Source organism: Streptomyces viridifaciens, assembly GCF_001888885.2.
Classification (GTDB): domain Bacteria; phylum Actinomycetota; class Actinomycetes; order Streptomycetales; family Streptomycetaceae; genus Kitasatospora; species Kitasatospora aureofaciens.
The window spans coordinates 3679350-3694058 of the sequence record NZ_CP090841.1 but is presented as its reverse complement, the minus strand read 5'-3'; the positions used below and the strand labels follow the sequence as shown (position 1 = coordinate 3694058).

9 protein-coding genes are annotated in these 14709 nt (G+C 72.6%); 8 read left to right on the top strand and 1 reads right to left on the bottom strand.

Annotated features, from left to right (window positions below; all coding sequences use genetic code 11):
- Positions 1-53: 53 nt before the first annotated feature.
- The 5 genes from BOQ63_RS23505 to BOQ63_RS23485 all read left to right on the top strand — a co-directional run bounded on the left by BOQ63_RS23505 (position 54) and on the right by BOQ63_RS23485 (position 5263).
- Positions 54-770 (top strand): PadR family transcriptional regulator, encoded by a 717-nt coding sequence (locus BOQ63_RS23505; protein ID WP_030278270.1) that lies wholly within the window; start codon positions 54-56, stop codon positions 768-770.
- A 127-nt stretch (positions 771-897) separates the two neighbouring features.
- Positions 898-1980, top strand: coding sequence for an inositol-3-phosphate synthase (locus tag BOQ63_RS23500; RefSeq protein WP_030278269.1), 1083 nt, complete (start codon positions 898-900; stop codon positions 1978-1980).
- Positions 1981-2128: 148 nt separating this feature from the next.
- Positions 2129-3463 (top strand): MFS transporter, encoded by a 1335-nt coding sequence (locus tag BOQ63_RS23495; protein ID WP_223886025.1) that lies wholly within the window; start codon positions 2129-2131, stop codon positions 3461-3463.
- Between the two features lie 134 nt (positions 3464-3597).
- Complete coding sequence (locus BOQ63_RS23490; RefSeq protein ID WP_072654914.1) at positions 3598-4239, top strand: LppU/SCO3897 family protein; 642 nt, start codon at positions 3598-3600, stop codon at positions 4237-4239.
- 58 nt (positions 4240-4297) lie between these two features.
- The gene (locus BOQ63_RS23485) at positions 4298-5263 is read left to right on the top strand and encodes an LppU/SCO3897 family protein (protein WP_050366676.1); all 966 of its coding nucleotides are present in this window, start codon (positions 4298-4300) and stop codon (positions 5261-5263) included.
- A gap of 62 nt (positions 5264-5325) precedes the next feature.
- On the opposite strand, the gene BOQ63_RS23480 is transcribed toward BOQ63_RS23485, so the two are convergent.
- Positions 5326-6753 carry a CCA tRNA nucleotidyltransferase gene (locus BOQ63_RS23480; RefSeq protein WP_030278265.1) on the bottom strand — a complete coding sequence of 476 codons (1428 nt, stop codon included), beginning with the start codon at positions 6751-6753 and terminating at the stop codon, positions 5326-5328.
- A gap of 371 nt (positions 6754-7124) precedes the next feature.
- Here BOQ63_RS23480 and BOQ63_RS23475 point away from each other — a divergent pair, with 371 nt between their 5' ends.
- The 3 genes from BOQ63_RS23475 (at position 7125) to BOQ63_RS23465 (ending at position 14683) form a co-directional block, all read left to right on the top strand.
- Positions 7125-9671: a DUF6049 family protein gene (locus tag BOQ63_RS23475; protein WP_143174766.1), complete on the top strand. Its 2547-nt coding sequence runs from the start codon at positions 7125-7127 to the stop codon at positions 9669-9671.
- 58 nt (positions 9672-9729) lie between these two features.
- Complete coding sequence (gene murJ / locus BOQ63_RS23470; RefSeq protein WP_051746509.1) at positions 9730-12216, top strand: murein biosynthesis integral membrane protein MurJ; 2487 nt, start codon at positions 9730-9732, stop codon at positions 12214-12216.
- 304 nt (positions 12217-12520) lie between these two features.
- Positions 12521-14683, top strand: a complete 2163-nt coding sequence (locus BOQ63_RS23465) for a protein kinase family protein (protein ID WP_150476075.1) — start codon at positions 12521-12523, stop codon at positions 14681-14683.
- Positions 14684-14709 lie beyond the last annotated feature (26 nt).

Sequence of the window (14709 nt, the reverse complement as noted above, 5' to 3'; positions counted from 1 at the left end):
TACCGCCGGTGCAGCGGCCGGAGCGAAGGCCGAGAGGGAGGAGGACGACGGCAGTGGGCAGACGCTCAGGAGTGCTGGAGTTCGCCGTTCTCGGCCTGCTCCATGACGCCCCGATGCACGGTTACGAGCTGCGCAAGCGGCTCAACATCCTGCTCGGGGCGCTGCGGGCACTCTCCTACGGAACGCTCTACCCGTGCCTGAAGAGCCTGGTCGCCCAGGGTTTCCTGGTCGAGGACAACCCGGACGTCGAGTACGTCCCGGCCACCGCGCTCAACGGCAAGCGGTCGAAGATCGTCTACCGGCTCTCCCCCGAGGGCAAGCAGCGCTTCGAGGAGCTACTCGCCGACTCCGGTCCGGACGCCTGGGAGGACGAGCGCTTCGGCGTCCACTTCGCCTTCTTCGGCCAGACCGACCGGGCCGTCCGGATGCGCGTCCTGGAGGGTCGCCGCAGCCGGCTGGAGGAGCGCCTGGAGCGGATGCGCAGCTCGCTGGCCCGCGCCCGCGAACGGTTCGACGACTACACCGTCGAACTCCAGCGGCACGGCCTGGAGTCGGTGGAACGCGAGGTCCGGTGGCTCAACGAGCTGATCGAGACCGAGCGGGCCAACCGCACCGGCCGGACCGGGCCCGCCGCCGGCGCCCCCACCGGGAGCACCGGCTCCACCGCCGCACCCCACACGACTTCGGACGGCCGTGGCCAGGAGACCGGGTCCCCCGACCCGTCCGGGCCACCGTACGACCGCCCGGGGCGCTCCGCCCAGGAGCGCTGACACCGCGTCAGCCCTGTGCCACGCGGCAGGAGTGGGCGCCTCGCGCCCGTACAAGCAGTCATTCGAAGAAGCAGGACGAGTGCCGTCGACCCCGACGGCCCTCATGAGATCACAGGGAGCAACCGGAATGGGTTCGGTTCGCGTAGCCATCGTGGGCGTGGGCAACTGCGCCGCGTCGCTGGTGCAGGGTGTCGAGTACTACAAGGACGCCGACCCGGCCGGCAAGGTCCCCGGGCTGATGCACGTCCAGTTCGGTGACTACCACGTCCGTGACGTGGAGTTCGTCGCCGCGTTCGACGTCGACGCCAAGAAGGTCGGTTTCGACCTGGCCGACGCCATCGGCAACAGCGAGAACAACACCATCAAGATCTGCGACGTCCCGCCGACCGGCGTGACCGTCCAGCGCGGCCACACCCTCGACGGCCTGGGCAAGTACTACCGGGAGACCATCGAGGAGTCGGACGAGGCCCCGGTCGACGTCGTCCAGGTCCTCAAGGACAAGCAGGTCGACGTCCTGGTCTGCTACCTGCCCGTCGGCTCCGAGGACGCGGCCAAGTTCTACGCCCAGTGCGCCATCGACGCCAAGGTCGCCTTCGTGAACGCCCTGCCGGTGTTCATCGCGGGCACCAAGGAGTGGGCGGACAAGTTCACCGAGGCCGGCGTGCCGATCGTCGGTGACGACATCAAGTCCCAGGTCGGCGCCACCATCACGCACCGCGTGATGGCCAAGCTGTTCGAGGACCGCGGTGTCATCCTCGAGCGCACCATGCAGCTGAACGTCGGCGGCAACATGGACTTCAAGAACATGCTCGAGCGCGAGCGCCTGGAGTCCAAGAAGATCTCCAAGACCCAGGCCGTGACCTCGCAGATCCGCGACCGCGAGCTGGGCGCCAAGAACGTCCACATCGGTCCCTCGGACTACGTGGCCTGGCTGGACGACCGCAAGTGGGCCTACGTCCGCCTCGAGGGCCGCGCGTTCGGCGACGTCCCGCTGAACCTGGAGTACAAGCTGGAGGTCTGGGACTCCCCGAACTCCGCCGGTGTCATCATCGACGCCGTGCGCGCTGCGAAGATCGCCAAGGACCGCGGCATCGGCGGCCCGATCCTGTCGGCGTCCTCGTACTTCATGAAGTCCCCGCCGGTGCAGTACTTCGACGACGAGGCCAAGGAGAACGTCGAGAAGTTCATCCGCGGCGAGGTCGAGCGCTGAGCGCAGCGAGGTTCGCGACTGTCGAGCGCCGAGCTGACCGCTCATAACGCGGCCGAAGGGCTCACGATCATCTGATCGTGAGCCCTTCGCGTTTCCGCAGCGAATGTTTCACGTGAAACGGCGACCGGTTCCATGGCACTCTGGGCGGGTGGCGATCACCGAGAACGGCAGCACCCACCAGTCCGCGCAACGCGCCACGCTCCTCGGTCTGCTCCGCGGCCGGAACTTCCGTCGGCTGCTCACCGCCCGGGTGCTCTCCCAGCTCTCGGACGGCGTCTTCCAGGTCTCGCTCGCCGCCTACGTGGTCTTCTCCCCCGAGAAGCAGTCCTCCCCCGCCGACATCGCCTCGGTGCTGGCCGTGATGCTGCTCCCGTTCTCGGTGATCGGCCCGTTCGCCGGGGTGCTGCTGGACCGCTGGCGCCGCCGCCAGGTGCTGTACTTCGGCAACCTGGCCCGCTTCGGGCTGGGTCTGGGAACCGGCGCGCTGCTCCTGGTCGAGGCGCCGACCTGGCTGTTCTTCGCCTCCGCGCTGCTGGTCACCGCGCTCAACCGGTTCATCCTGGCCGGCCTGTCCGCCGCCCTGCCGCGGGTGGTCGAGCAGGACACCCTGGTCACCGCCAACGCCCTCTCCCCCACCCTCGGGACGGTCGCCGCCGCCTCGGGCGGGGGGATCGGCTTCCTGCTGCACCAGGTGATGGCGCCCGGGCCGAAGGCGGACGCCGCGCTGGTCACCGTCGCCTCGCTGCTCTACCTGTCGGCCGCGCTGGCCGCCCGCCGGATGGACCGCGACCTGCTCGGCCCCGAGCAGCGCGACGACCACCCCGCGCTCGGCCAGGCGCTGAAGCGGGCCGCCGCCGAACTCGGCGCCGCGGTGCGCCACCTGGTGCGGGACCGCCGCCCCGCGGTGCACGCGCTGGCCGCCGTCACCGCGGCCCGGTTCTGCTACGGGGTGCTGATCGTGGTCGTGGTGATGCTCGCCCGGTACACCTTCAACGACCCGACCGACAGCGCGGCCGGACTGGCCACCCTCGGCCAGGCGGTCGGCCTGTCGGCCGCCGGGTTCTTCGTCGCCGCGGTGGTCAGCCCCTGGTGCACCCGCCGGCTCGGCCTGGCCGGCTGGATGACGGTCTGCCTGCTCGCCCCGGTGGTCTTCGTCCCCGCGCTGGGCCTGTCCTTCGCCCCGGTCCCCTGCCTGGCCGCCGCCCTGCTGCTCGGGGTGGTCACCCAGGGCACCAAGATCTGCGCCGACACCGTGGTGCAGGAGTCGGTCGAGGACGAGTTCCGCGGCCGGGTCTTCGCCATCTACGACGTGCTGTTCAACGTCGCCTTCGTGGCGGCCGCCCTGGTCACCGCGCTGGTGCTGCCGCTGTCCGGCCGTTCGGTCGCGGTGGTCGTCGGGGTGGCCGTGGTGTACGCGCTGACCGCCGTGCTCTACCTGCGGGCCGCCCGGCGGTCCGGACCGCTCCCCGGCGACGGCCACTGAAACCGTCCGGTAGCGGAATCGAAACCACCACGTCCCGATGTCCCTCGCGGGCTCGGGACCGATTGCGTCCGACCGAGTCGCTAAGGTACGTAAACCTGTCGGAACGACAGAACTCGGTCTCGGGGGACGAACTGATGAGCACACCGACAGGCCCGTACGGGCCGCCGCCGCCCGCCGCGCCCGGATACGGTCCGCCCCCGCCCGCGTACGGCGGCCAACCGCCGTACGGGCAGCAGCCGGCCGCACCGCTGCCGTACCCGAACCCGTACGCCCAGAATCCCTACGCGCAGGCACCGCAGGCCCAGCCGCAGCCCCAGCCCCAGGCGCCGTACGGGCAGCAGGCGCCGTACGGGCAGCAGCCGCCCGCCGGGCCGTACGGCCACCCCCAGCCCGCCCCGGCGGCCGCGACGCCCCCCGCCAAGCGCGGCGTCCGGTCCAAGCTGAGGATCGCCGGGCTGGTCGGCGGCTGCGCCGTGCTCGCGGGCGGCTACTTCCTGGCCGGCCCGAGCGTGAGCAGCGCCAAGCCCGGCGACTGCGTCCGGGTGAGCGGCTCGCGTGACGTCTCGATCGTCAACTGCAATGACTCCAAAGCCAATTACAAGGTGCTGTCGAAGTTCACCGGCACCACCGACGTGACCCGCTGCCGGCAGACGCCGCAGACCACCAGCGCCGTCTCGGGCAAGAGCGGACGCCGCTGGAACAAGACGCGGTACGTGCTCTGCCTGGGCCCGCTGACCCCCACCACCGGCGGCTACCCGCCGGTGAAGAAGTCCTGACCCTTCCGCCACCTTCCTGTTCCCGGGGGACCTCTTGTCCGCTCCGCCACCGCCCCAGATGCCCTACGGCCCGCCACCCGGTGACGGCAGTCCGTACGCCGGCGGCCCGTACGGCGCCCCGCCTCCGCCGGGGTACGGCTACCCGGGCGCCCCGCCCCCGGAGCAGCCCTACGGCGCCCAGCCTCCCGGCTACGGCTACGGCTACCCGCCGCCGGCCCCGATGGACGGGGAGCACTGCCGCTTCTGCGGCGGCTTCCCCGCCGTGCGCGCGACCGTCCGCGGCCACCAGGGCCTGATAGTCGCGTTCCGGATGCTGCGGATGCACGGACCGTTCTGCCACACCTGCGGCACGGCCACTGTGCGCGACATGTCCGCCCGGACGCTCGTCCAGGGCTGGTGGAGCTGGGTCTCCCCGCTGCTGACCCTGATCACCCTGCTGATGAACCTCGGCGCCCACGGCCGGATCAAGCGGCTGCCGCCGCCGATGCCGGGCACCCACGGCCCGCAGCTCGACCCCGGCGCCCCGCTGACCAGCCGCCCGCACCTGGCCATGCTGCTGGTGCCGGTCTCCCTGCTGACCACCGGAATCCTGCTCGCCACCGGCGTGATCGGTCCGAAGAACGACTCCGGCAACACGATCGCCTCGCCGACGCCGACCACGGTCACCTTCTCGCCGTCGCCGCTGCCCACCTTCAGCTACACCCCGCCGCCGCCGATGCCGTCCTTCACCATGCCGAGCATCACCCTGCCGCCGATCGCCACCCCGACCGACCCGAGCGACACGGTGGACGACGCCAAGACCGGCGACTGCCTGCGCAACGACGGGACGAGCGACGACCACCCGAAGATCACCGTGCTGCCCTGCACCGACTCCAAGGCGCAGTACAAGGTGGTCTACAAGTACGTCGCCACCTCGGACGAGACGGTCTGCAAGAAGCAGCCCAAGTCGGACAGCACGTACACCCGCACCTACTCGAACTGGCCCGCGCTGGACTACGTGCTCTGCCTCAAGCACCTCAAGTGATCCCGCGCACGGAGCGAGGGGCGGCCCGCACCGGGTCCGCCCCTCGTTCCGTCGTCCGGGCCTCAGCCCTGCTGCTGCCCGTCCCACCAGGCCCGCAGCGCCGCGACCGCCTCGTCGGGCTCCATCGGCCCGTGCTCCAGCCGCAGTTCGAGCATGTGCTTGTACGCCTTGCCGACCTGCGGGCCGGGCTTCAGCCCGAGCAGCTCCATGATCTGGTTGCCGTCCAGCGCCGGGCGGATGGAGTCCAGCTCCTCCTGCGCCTTCAGCTCGGCGATCCGGTGCTCCAGGCCGTCGTAGGTGCGCGACAGCGCGGCCGCCTTCTTCTTGTTGCGGGTGGTGCAGTCCGAGCGGGTCAGCTTGTGCAGGCGCTCCAGCAGCGGCCCGGCGTCGGTGACGTAGCGGCGCACCGCGGAGTCGGTCCACTCGCCGCCGCCGTAGCCGTGGAAGCGCAGGTGCAGCTCGACCAGGCGCGAGACGTCCTCGGTGAGCTCCTTGGAGTACTTGAGCTCGCGCATCCGCTTGCGGGTCATCTTGGCGCCGACCACCTCGTGGTGGTGGAAGGAGACCCGGCCGTCCGACTCGAAGCGGCGGGTGCGCGGCTTGCCGATGTCGTGCAGCAGCGCGGCGAGGCGCAGGGTGAGGTCCGGGCCGTCCTGCTCCAGGTCGATGGCCTGCTCCAGGACGGTCAGCGAGTGCTCGTAGACGTCCTTGTGCCGGTGGTGCTCGTCGCGCTCCAGCTTCAGCGCGGGCAGCTCCGGCAGCACGTGCCGGGCCAGGCCGGTGTCGACCAGCAGCCGCAGGCCCTTCACCGGGTGGTCGGCCAGCAGCAGCTTGTTCAGCTCGGCCTGCACCCGCTCGGCCGAGACGATGGTGATCCGCTCGGCCATCGCGGTCATCGCGGCGACCACCCCGGGCGCCGGGTCGAAGTCCAGCTGGGCGGCGAAGCGGGCGGCCCGCATCATCCGCAGCGGATCGTCGGAGAAGGACTCCTCGGGGGTGGCGGGGGTGCGCAGCACCCTGGCCTCCAGGTCCTCCAGGCCGTGGTGCGGGTCGACGAAGCCGCGGCCGGGCAGGTCGACGGCCATCGCGTTGACCGTGAAGTCCCGGCGGACCAGGTCCTGCTCGATGGTGTCGCCGTAGCTCACCTCGGGCTTGCGGGAGGTGCGGTCGTACGCCTCGGACCGGTAGGTGGTGATCTCGATCAGGAAGGAGCCCTCGGGGGTGTCCTTGCGGGCCCCGACGGTGCCGAAGGCGATGCCGACGTCCCAGACCGCGTCCGCCCAGCCCTTGACCAGCTTGAGCACCTGCTGCGGGCGGGCGTCGGTGGTGAAGTCCAGGTCGTTGCCGAGCCGGCCGAGCAGCGCGTCCCGCACCGAGCCGCCGACCAGGGCCAGCCGGTGACCGGCCGCCTGGAACCGGCGGGCGATCTCGTCGGCCACCGGAGACACCCGCAGCAGCTCTTGCAGCCCCAGGGCCTGGGCCTCGCTCAGGCCTGGGACGACCTGGGTGGCGGTGCTGGAACGATCGGTGCGCGCGGTGGGCTCATTGGCAGTGGACACGGCTCACAAGGGTACGTGCCCCGGAAGGTCAACCGCCCGCGCGTTTCGGGCGTCTCTTCCCACAGCCCGCAACACTGCTCGCCTGGCTGGATCGTTACCATGCCGGTGGACGGATCGCGGACACCGGAACCGGGGATGCGGTGTCGCGTACCGCCGCCGTGCCGACGGAACCCTCCGCGGCAGCAGGGTGGCGTACAGCGTCGAACGAAGAACGTCGAGCGGGGAACGTCCGGCAGCAGCGCCGGGCGGACAGCATCAGCATCAGCAGCGAGCGATCGAACAGAACGGCGAGGGCGAAACGAGTGAGTGAGCCGGCACGGCACTCGGGCCTGGGGGCGCACCGACAGCCTGGACGGGCCACGGGCCCCCACGGACGTCCCGCCGACGGACGGAGTACGGGCCGCCTCGCCCGCCGCTTCGCCGCCGCCTGCGCGGCCGCCCTGACCCTGTTCACGGCCGTTCCCGCCATGGCGCTCCCGGCCGGCGGCAACATCAGCCCGGCCGCCGACGCCGCGGCCACCGCGGAGTACCCGGTCGTGCTGAGCATCGAGACGGTCACCCCGCAGCTGGCCGTCCCCAACGGCACCGTGTCCATCACCGGCCACGTCACCAACTCCGGCAAGTCGGCCCTCAAGGGCGCTCACGCGGCGGTCCGCAAGCCGGTCAGCAGCAAGCCCCTGCAGCGGCGCAGCGAGCTCCAGGGCGTGGCCTCCCGCACCACGCCGAGGGGCGACGACGGCACGGAGCTGGACAGCCCGCAGTACGCCCTGCCGGAGCTGAAGCCCGGCCAGAGCCTGCCGTACACCCTCAGCGTCGCGGTGAGCGACCTCGGGCTGTCCGAGAGCGGCGTCTACGAGCTCGCCGTGGACGCCTGGGGCTCGACCGCCGACAACCCGCGCGACCGTGCCCTGGGCATTGCCCGGACCTTCCTGCCCTTCTCCCAGGGCGGCACCGAGGCCCAGCCGACGAAGGTCACCACCCTCTGGCCGCTGGTGCACGCGCCGGTGCTGGCCGCGCAGACCACCGCCGACAACGACCAGACCCTCCCGGTGCTGCGCGACGACAGCCTGGCCACCGAGTTCGCGCCGGGCGGCCGGCTGTACGAGCTGGTCGACACCGGCTCCAAGCTGACCGGCCTGAGCTGGGTGATCGACCCCGACCTGCTGGACGCCGCGTTCGCGATGACCGGCAGGTACCGGGTCCAGAAGCCGGGCAGCGAGGCGGCGGGCAAGCCCGCCAAGGACGACAACACCGTCTCGCACGACGCCTCGCCCGCCGCCGAGGCCTGGCTGAACAAGCTGCGCGCGGCCGTCGCCAAGTCCGGCAACCAGGTCATCGCGCTGCCGTACGCCGACCCGGACCTCGCCTCGATCGCCCACAACGGCGCCGACCTGACCGGCATGGGCACCGCCCTGGACAAGGCGGCCACCGCCGGCCGGCTGACCGTCGAGGGCCGGCTCTCCGTGGACACCCGCTCCGACGTGGCCTGGCCGTACCAGGGCTACCTCGACCAGCAGATCGCCGGCATCGCCCGGCAGGCGGGCAGCAGCCTGGTGCTGGCCAACGGCGCGAGCATGCCCGACCCGGAGTCGGTGAACTACACCCCGACCGCCGTGCGCCCGATCGGCAACGGACAGAGCGCCGTGGTCGCCGACGACACGGTCTCCTCGCTCTTCCAGAAGGACCTGAGCTCCCCGCAGGACCAGACCGAGGCGGCCCAGCGCTTCCTGGCCGAGACCTTCACCATCACCCACGAGCAGCCGCAGAACCAGCGCGGCCTGCTGGTCATGCCGCCGCGCGAGATGACCGCCGCCACCGCCAAGGTGCTGGCCGGCGCGCTGCAGACGGCGACCGACAAGTGGCTGACCCCGGTGAAGCTGGACACGCTGACCGAGGTGGCGCCGGACCCGAAGGCCAACACCGCCGTCCCGTCGTCCGCCGACTACCCGACCCAGGTCCGGGCCACCGAACTGCCGGCCGACGCCCTGAGCGGCACCGACAAGGTCCAGCGGGATCTGGACACCCTGATGCGGGTGCTCACCCTGCCGCAGCGGGTGCGCGGCCCGTTCAGCGCCGCCATGGTCCGCTCGCTGTCCACCGAGTGGCGCACCCGGACGACGGCCGGCGACAACTACCGCCGGGGCGTCGACAAGTACCTGACGGAGCTCACGAACGCCGTCCAGGTGCCGAAGAAGACCGTGGTCACCCTGGCCGGGAACACCGGCCAGCTCCAGGTCAGCGTGCGCAACGACCTCACCCAGACGGTCACCAACCTGAAGCTGCGGCTGACCTCGAGCCAGCCGAACCGGCTGCGGGTGGGCAAGGACGAGGACCTGGTCCTCCCGGCCTCGCAGAGCGTCACGCTGCGCTTCAACGCCGAGGCCCGCAACAACGGCCCGGTCACCATGACCGCCCAGCTGTACACCACCGGCCCCGATCCGAGGCCCTACGGCGACCCCCAGGTGTTCAGGGTCGAGGTCACCTCGGTCACCAACGGGGTGCTGTACGTCTTCGCCGGCGCCGCCGTGCTGCTGGTGCTGGCCGCGCTGCGCTTCTTCCGCCAGCGCAAGCGGCGCGGCGGTCAGCCGCACGAGGACGGCGACCAGCCGGTCGGCGACGGCCCGGCGACGGACGGGCCGGACGGCGCCGCCGGGGCCGAGCCGGACGAGCCGGACGAGCCGGACGAACCGCAGGAAACGGAGGAGCCGGAGGAGCCGGAGGAGCCGGAGGCCTCCGAACCGGACCCCTCCGGGAGCGGTTCCACGGGCGGCGGTCTCGCGCAGACACCACGCGCCAGCAGCCCGGATGGCCTGGATCGGACCGCCGGTGATGAGAAGGTTGGTCCTTGATACCGCCGACCACCCGCGACGCCGGGCCGGCCACCCCCCACGACAGCGAAGAGGTGACATGACCGGGCGCAGCGAGGAGCGGCCGCCGGGCCGCGGTGAGAGCCGGCCGGGCGCCGAGTCGCCGTCCGGCGACTGGTACGTGGCCGACACCTACGCCCAGGACCCGTACGCGGCCGACGCGTACGGGTCCCAGCAGGACGGCCAGGACCCGTACGGACTGCAGGCCGGGCGGCCCGCCGCCACGCCGCCGCCGGCCACCGCGTACGACGTGCCGCCGCAGCTTCCGCCGCAGGGCGGCGGCTACCCGACCCCGGTGCCGTCGACGCCGTTCTCGCCCCCGGTGCCGCCCGTGCAGCCCGGCTGGGACACTCCCCCGGCGCAGGCCGGCTGGCCGCAGCAGGCCGATCCGGCCGCCCCGCAGTGGGGCGGTGCCGAGCAGCCCCGGCCGCAGTGGGAGCCGGGCCCGGCACACTCCGCCTGGGACACCGAGACCACCGAGTACGTGGGGGTGGACGCGCTGTTCGGCGGCGGCCACCAGCCCGAGGCCGCCGGCCCGCAGCCGGTGCCCCAGCCCGCCCCGGTCCAGCCGGTCCAGCCGGTCCAGCCGGTCGCGCCGGTGCCCCAGGCCGCCCAGGTGCCTCCGGGCGCCCAGACGCCGCCGGGCGCCCCCGCGCCGTACCCGCCGGCGGGCGGCTACCCGGGGCAGCCGCAGTACGGCGGCCCGGACGGGCAGCGCCCCTTCGTGCCGCCGATCGAGTTCGACCCGCCGCTCTCCGAGGACGAGGCCACCATGCAGGTGGCCGCCGTCGCGGTGCCCCCGGCGGTCGAGCCGCGGGCGGACCTCGCCGAGGAGCGGACCGCCCGGCCCACGGCCGCGCCCGCCCCGGCGGCCGGCGGTGGCGGCAAGGTCGCCAGCCTGCTGAACTCCAGCGCGATCATGGCGGCCGGCACCCTGGTCTCCCGTGGCACCGGCTTCCTTCGGACCATGGTGATCGCCGGCGCGATCGGCATCGCGGTCATGGGTGACTCGTACAACGCGGCGAACACCCTGCCGACCCTGCTGTACATCCTGATCGGCGGCGGCGCGCTGAACGCGGTCTTCGTGCCGCAGCTGGTGCGCAGCATGAAGAACGACGAGGACGGCGGCACCGCCTACGCCAGTCGGCTGCTCACCCTGGTGATGGTCGGACTCGGCGGCGTGGTGTTCCTGGCGGTCCTCGGGGCGCCGTTGCTGGTCCAGCTGATCGCCCACCCGATGATGACCAACCCCGCCCGCGCGGACACCACGGTGGCGCTGGCCCGCTACTGCCTGCCGACCATCTTCTTCATGGGCGTCCACGTGGTGATGGGCCAGATCCTCAACGCCCGCGGCCGCTTCGGCGCGATGATGTGGACCCCGGTCCTCAACAACATCGTGGTGGTCTTCACCTTCGGCGCGTACATCTGGGTCTACGGCGGCTACAACGGCTCCCAGGTCACCCCGGAGAACATCTCCCCGGAGGGCGTCCGGCTGCTCGGCCTGGGCACCCTGCTCGGCCTGGTGGTCCAGTCGCTGGCGATGGTCCCGTACCTGCGGGCCGCGGACTTCCACTTCCGTCCGCGCTTCGACTGGCGCGGCCACGGCCTGGGCAAGGCGGCCCGGCTGGCCAAGTGGACCTTCTTCTTCGTGCTCGCCAACCAGGCCGGCTACCTGGTCATCACCCAGCTGGCCACCGCGGCCGGCAGCGCCGCCGAGCAGGGCGGCCACGGCGGCGTCGGCCTGTCGGCCTTCTCCAACGCCCTGCTGATCTGGCAGCTCCCGCAGGCCGTCATCACCGTCTCGATCATGAGCGCGGTGCTCCCCCGGCTCTCCCGGGCGGCGGCCGACGAGGACGCCGGCGCCGTCCGCGACGACCTGTCGTACGGGCTGCGCACCACCGCGGTGGCGGTCGTCCCGGCGGCCTTCCTGTTCCTGGCGCTCGGCCCGGCGATCGGCCGCTCGATCTACGCGGTCGGCGGCGGCAGCACGGCCCTGGACAACGCGACCAACGTCGGTCTGATGCTCTCCGCCTTCGCGCTCGGGCTGATCCCGTACTCGGCCCAGTACGTGATGCTGCGCGGCTTCTACGCCTACGAGGACACCAGGACGCCGTTCTCCAACACCGTCTGGGTGGCCGCCTGCCAGGCCGGCTTCTCGCTGATCTGCTGGGCCGCCCTGCCTCCGCAGTGGACGGTGACCGGCATGGCCTTCGGCTACGGCCTCGCCTACGCCGTCGGAGTGACGGTCGCGGTGCCGAAGCTGAAGAAGAAGATCGGCGGGCTGGACACCAAGCGGATCGGCAAGACGTACAGCCGGCTGGCCGCCGCCTGCGTCCCGGCCGCGGCGGTCGGCCTCGGCGTCAGCCTGGCGGTCCAGCAGGTGCTGGCCGGCTGGGCGGGCAGCGTGCTGTCGGTGGTTCTGGCCGGTGGCCTCCAGCTGCTGGTGTTCGTGTTCCTCGCGAAGCGCCTGCGCATCGAGGAGATGAACGCCATGCTGGGCATGGTCCGCGGCCGACTGGGCCGCTGACCGACCGGTCAACCGGCCGAACGGGCGGACGCCCTGACCGGGCGTCAACCGGGGCGACCACCGCCTCCGCCCGTCCGGCCGCATTCCGAGCCGCCCCCACTACCGGGAACGCCCGGGCCGCGACGTGGCGGCCCGGTGTCGGGTCTGCACGACATCTCTCCACCCGTGGGCAACCGAGCGGACGTCTCAGCGGTCGTACCCGGTGGAGAAGAGTGGGCACAATTGTCCTGGAGCACAGGGCGGCCTATCCGCGCGCTCCAGCGACTCTCTCGGCCGGGGCGACACAAGGGGAGGCAGGACCACGGTGGCTGATGGCACCAAGGCGGTCGTCGACACGTCAGCAGCTGACGCGGCGGCGGACGAGGCCGCGCTGGCTGCGGCGATCGACGAGCTCGGGGGCGGGAAGACCGCCCCGGCGGGCACCGCCGACGCCCCCTCCGCGGACGCCCCCAGGGCCGGGTCCACGGCCGGCTCCGAAGCCGGACCCGGGGCCGCTGCCGAGGCCGGACCGAAGGCGGCCTCCACGGACGGAGGGAAGGCCGCCTCCGCAGCCGGAGGGAAGGCCACCTCCACGGACGGAGGGAAGGCCGCCTCCGCAGCCGGAGGGAAGGCCACCTCCACGGACGGAGCGAAGGCCACCTCCACGGCCGCCTCCACAGCCGGCGACGAGGACGCTCCGGCCGACGACGACCGGGGCGCCGAGCCGGCCCCGGAGGCGTCCGTCAGCGAGGAGACCTCGGAGATCACCGCCCCGCTCTCGGTCCACGAGATCGCCGCCGAACTGGCGGCCGGCACCCCGCGGAAGAAGCCCTCCCCCGCGCCCGCGGCCGCCTCCGACAAGCGCCGCCCGACCGATCCCCAGCCCACGGTCGACCCGCGCGACACCGCCACCCTCCCGCGCACCCTCCCCGCCCCGATGCGGCACAGCGGCGACAAGATCGGCAACCGCTACCTGCTCGAGGAGTGCATCTCCCAGACGGAGACCTTCAGCAGCTGGCGCGCCGTCGACGAGAAGCTGCGCCGGGCCGTCGGCGTCCACCTGATGGCCTCCGGCCACCAGCGCGCCCGCAAGGTGCTGGCCGCCGCCAAGTCCGCCGCCCTGCTCGGCGACCCGCGCTTCGTCCAGGTGCTGGACGCCGTCCAGGAGGGCGAGCTGGTCTTCGTCGTGCGGGAGTGGCTGCCGCACGCCTCCGACCTCGCCAAGCTGCTCACCGACGGCCCGATGGAGCCGCACGAGGCGTACCAGATGGTGCGCCAGGTCGCCGACGCCGTCGCCGCCGCCCACCGCCGCGGCCAGGCCCACCTGCGGCTCACCCCGCGCTGCGTGCTGCGCACCGACAGCGGCCAGTACCGGATCAACGGCATCGCGGTGGACGCCGCCCTGCGCGGGCTGCCTCCGGAGGACTCCACCGAGGATGCCCAGCGCACCGACACCCGGGCGATCGGCGCACTGCTGTTCGCCGCGCTCACCCACCGCTGGCCGTACCCCGAGGACCGCTACGACCTCAAGGGTCTGCCCAGAGGCCTGCAGAACGCCGCGCCGGACCAGGTCCGTGCGGGCGTCCACAAGGGCCTGTCCGAACTCGCGGCGCGCGCCCTGTTCGACCACCCGCCGCACCACGCCGAGCCGATCACCACCCCGGAGGAGCTGGTCCGGGTGATCGCGCAGATGCCCCGGATCCGACAGCCCGAGCCCGAGCTGCCGGCCTTCCCAGCGCCGCCCCGGCACAACACCCACGCCCTGCCCACCGCGCCCAACCCGACCCGGGTCGCCGACACGACGGTCGCCCCGCTGCCGGCCTCCTCCCGGCCGACCGCCGCCCGGCGCACCAGGCGCCGGCTGCGCCGGGTGGTCAAGGCCACCGCCTGGACGGTCGCACTGGGCGCGATCGGCGTCGCCTCCTGGCAGTTCGTCGGCAGTCTGCGCAACAACGGTCAGGCCGTCGCGACCCCGCAGCCCACGGTCAGCACCGCCGCGCCGAGCACGCACCCGCCGACGCACGCTCCGGCGCCGGTCACCATCAAGGGCGTGGAGTCGTACAACCCACTGGGCGACGGGCCCCAGGGCACCGAGAGCATCAAGAACGCCATCGACGGCGACCCGGGCACCGCCTGGACCACCGGCTGGTTCGTCGACCAGTTCGGCCCCAGGCCGCCCGCGCTCCAGTCGGGCACCGGCCTGATGATCGACCTCGGTTCGCCGCAGTCGGTCTCCTCGGTGACCGTGCAGTTCCAGGGCGGCGAGCAGACCGCAGAGCTGCGGGTGCCCCCTGCGGCCGTCGCCAACCCGTCGCAGCTCAGGCCGGACAGCTTCACCACCCTCGGCAAGAAGTCCGGCAACACCGTGGACTACACCCTCGACTCACCGGTCACCACGCGTTACCTCTTGATCTGGCTGACCGCTCTGGCGAAGGATGGCGACGGCAGGTACCGCGGCCACGTCGCCGAGGTCAAGGTCTCCGGCTGACCGCACCCCGGCGCACCGGAACGACG

What these genes read in the sequence shown, in the direction of transcription:
- BOQ63_RS23500 (WP_030278269.1), top strand. Translation starts at nt 898, where the DNA reads ATGGGTTCGGTTCGCGTAGCCATCGTGGGCGTGGGCAACTGCGCCGCG.
- BOQ63_RS23490 (WP_072654914.1), top strand. Translation starts at nt 3,598, where the DNA reads ATGAGCACACCGACAGGCCCGTACGGGCCGCCGCCGCCCGCCGCGCCC.
- BOQ63_RS23485 (WP_050366676.1), top strand. Translation starts at nt 4,298, where the DNA reads ATGCCCTACGGCCCGCCACCCGGTGACGGCAGTCCGTACGCCGGCGGC.
- murJ (WP_051746509.1), top strand. Translation starts at nt 9,730, where the DNA reads ATGACCGGGCGCAGCGAGGAGCGGCCGCCGGGCCGCGGTGAGAGCCGG.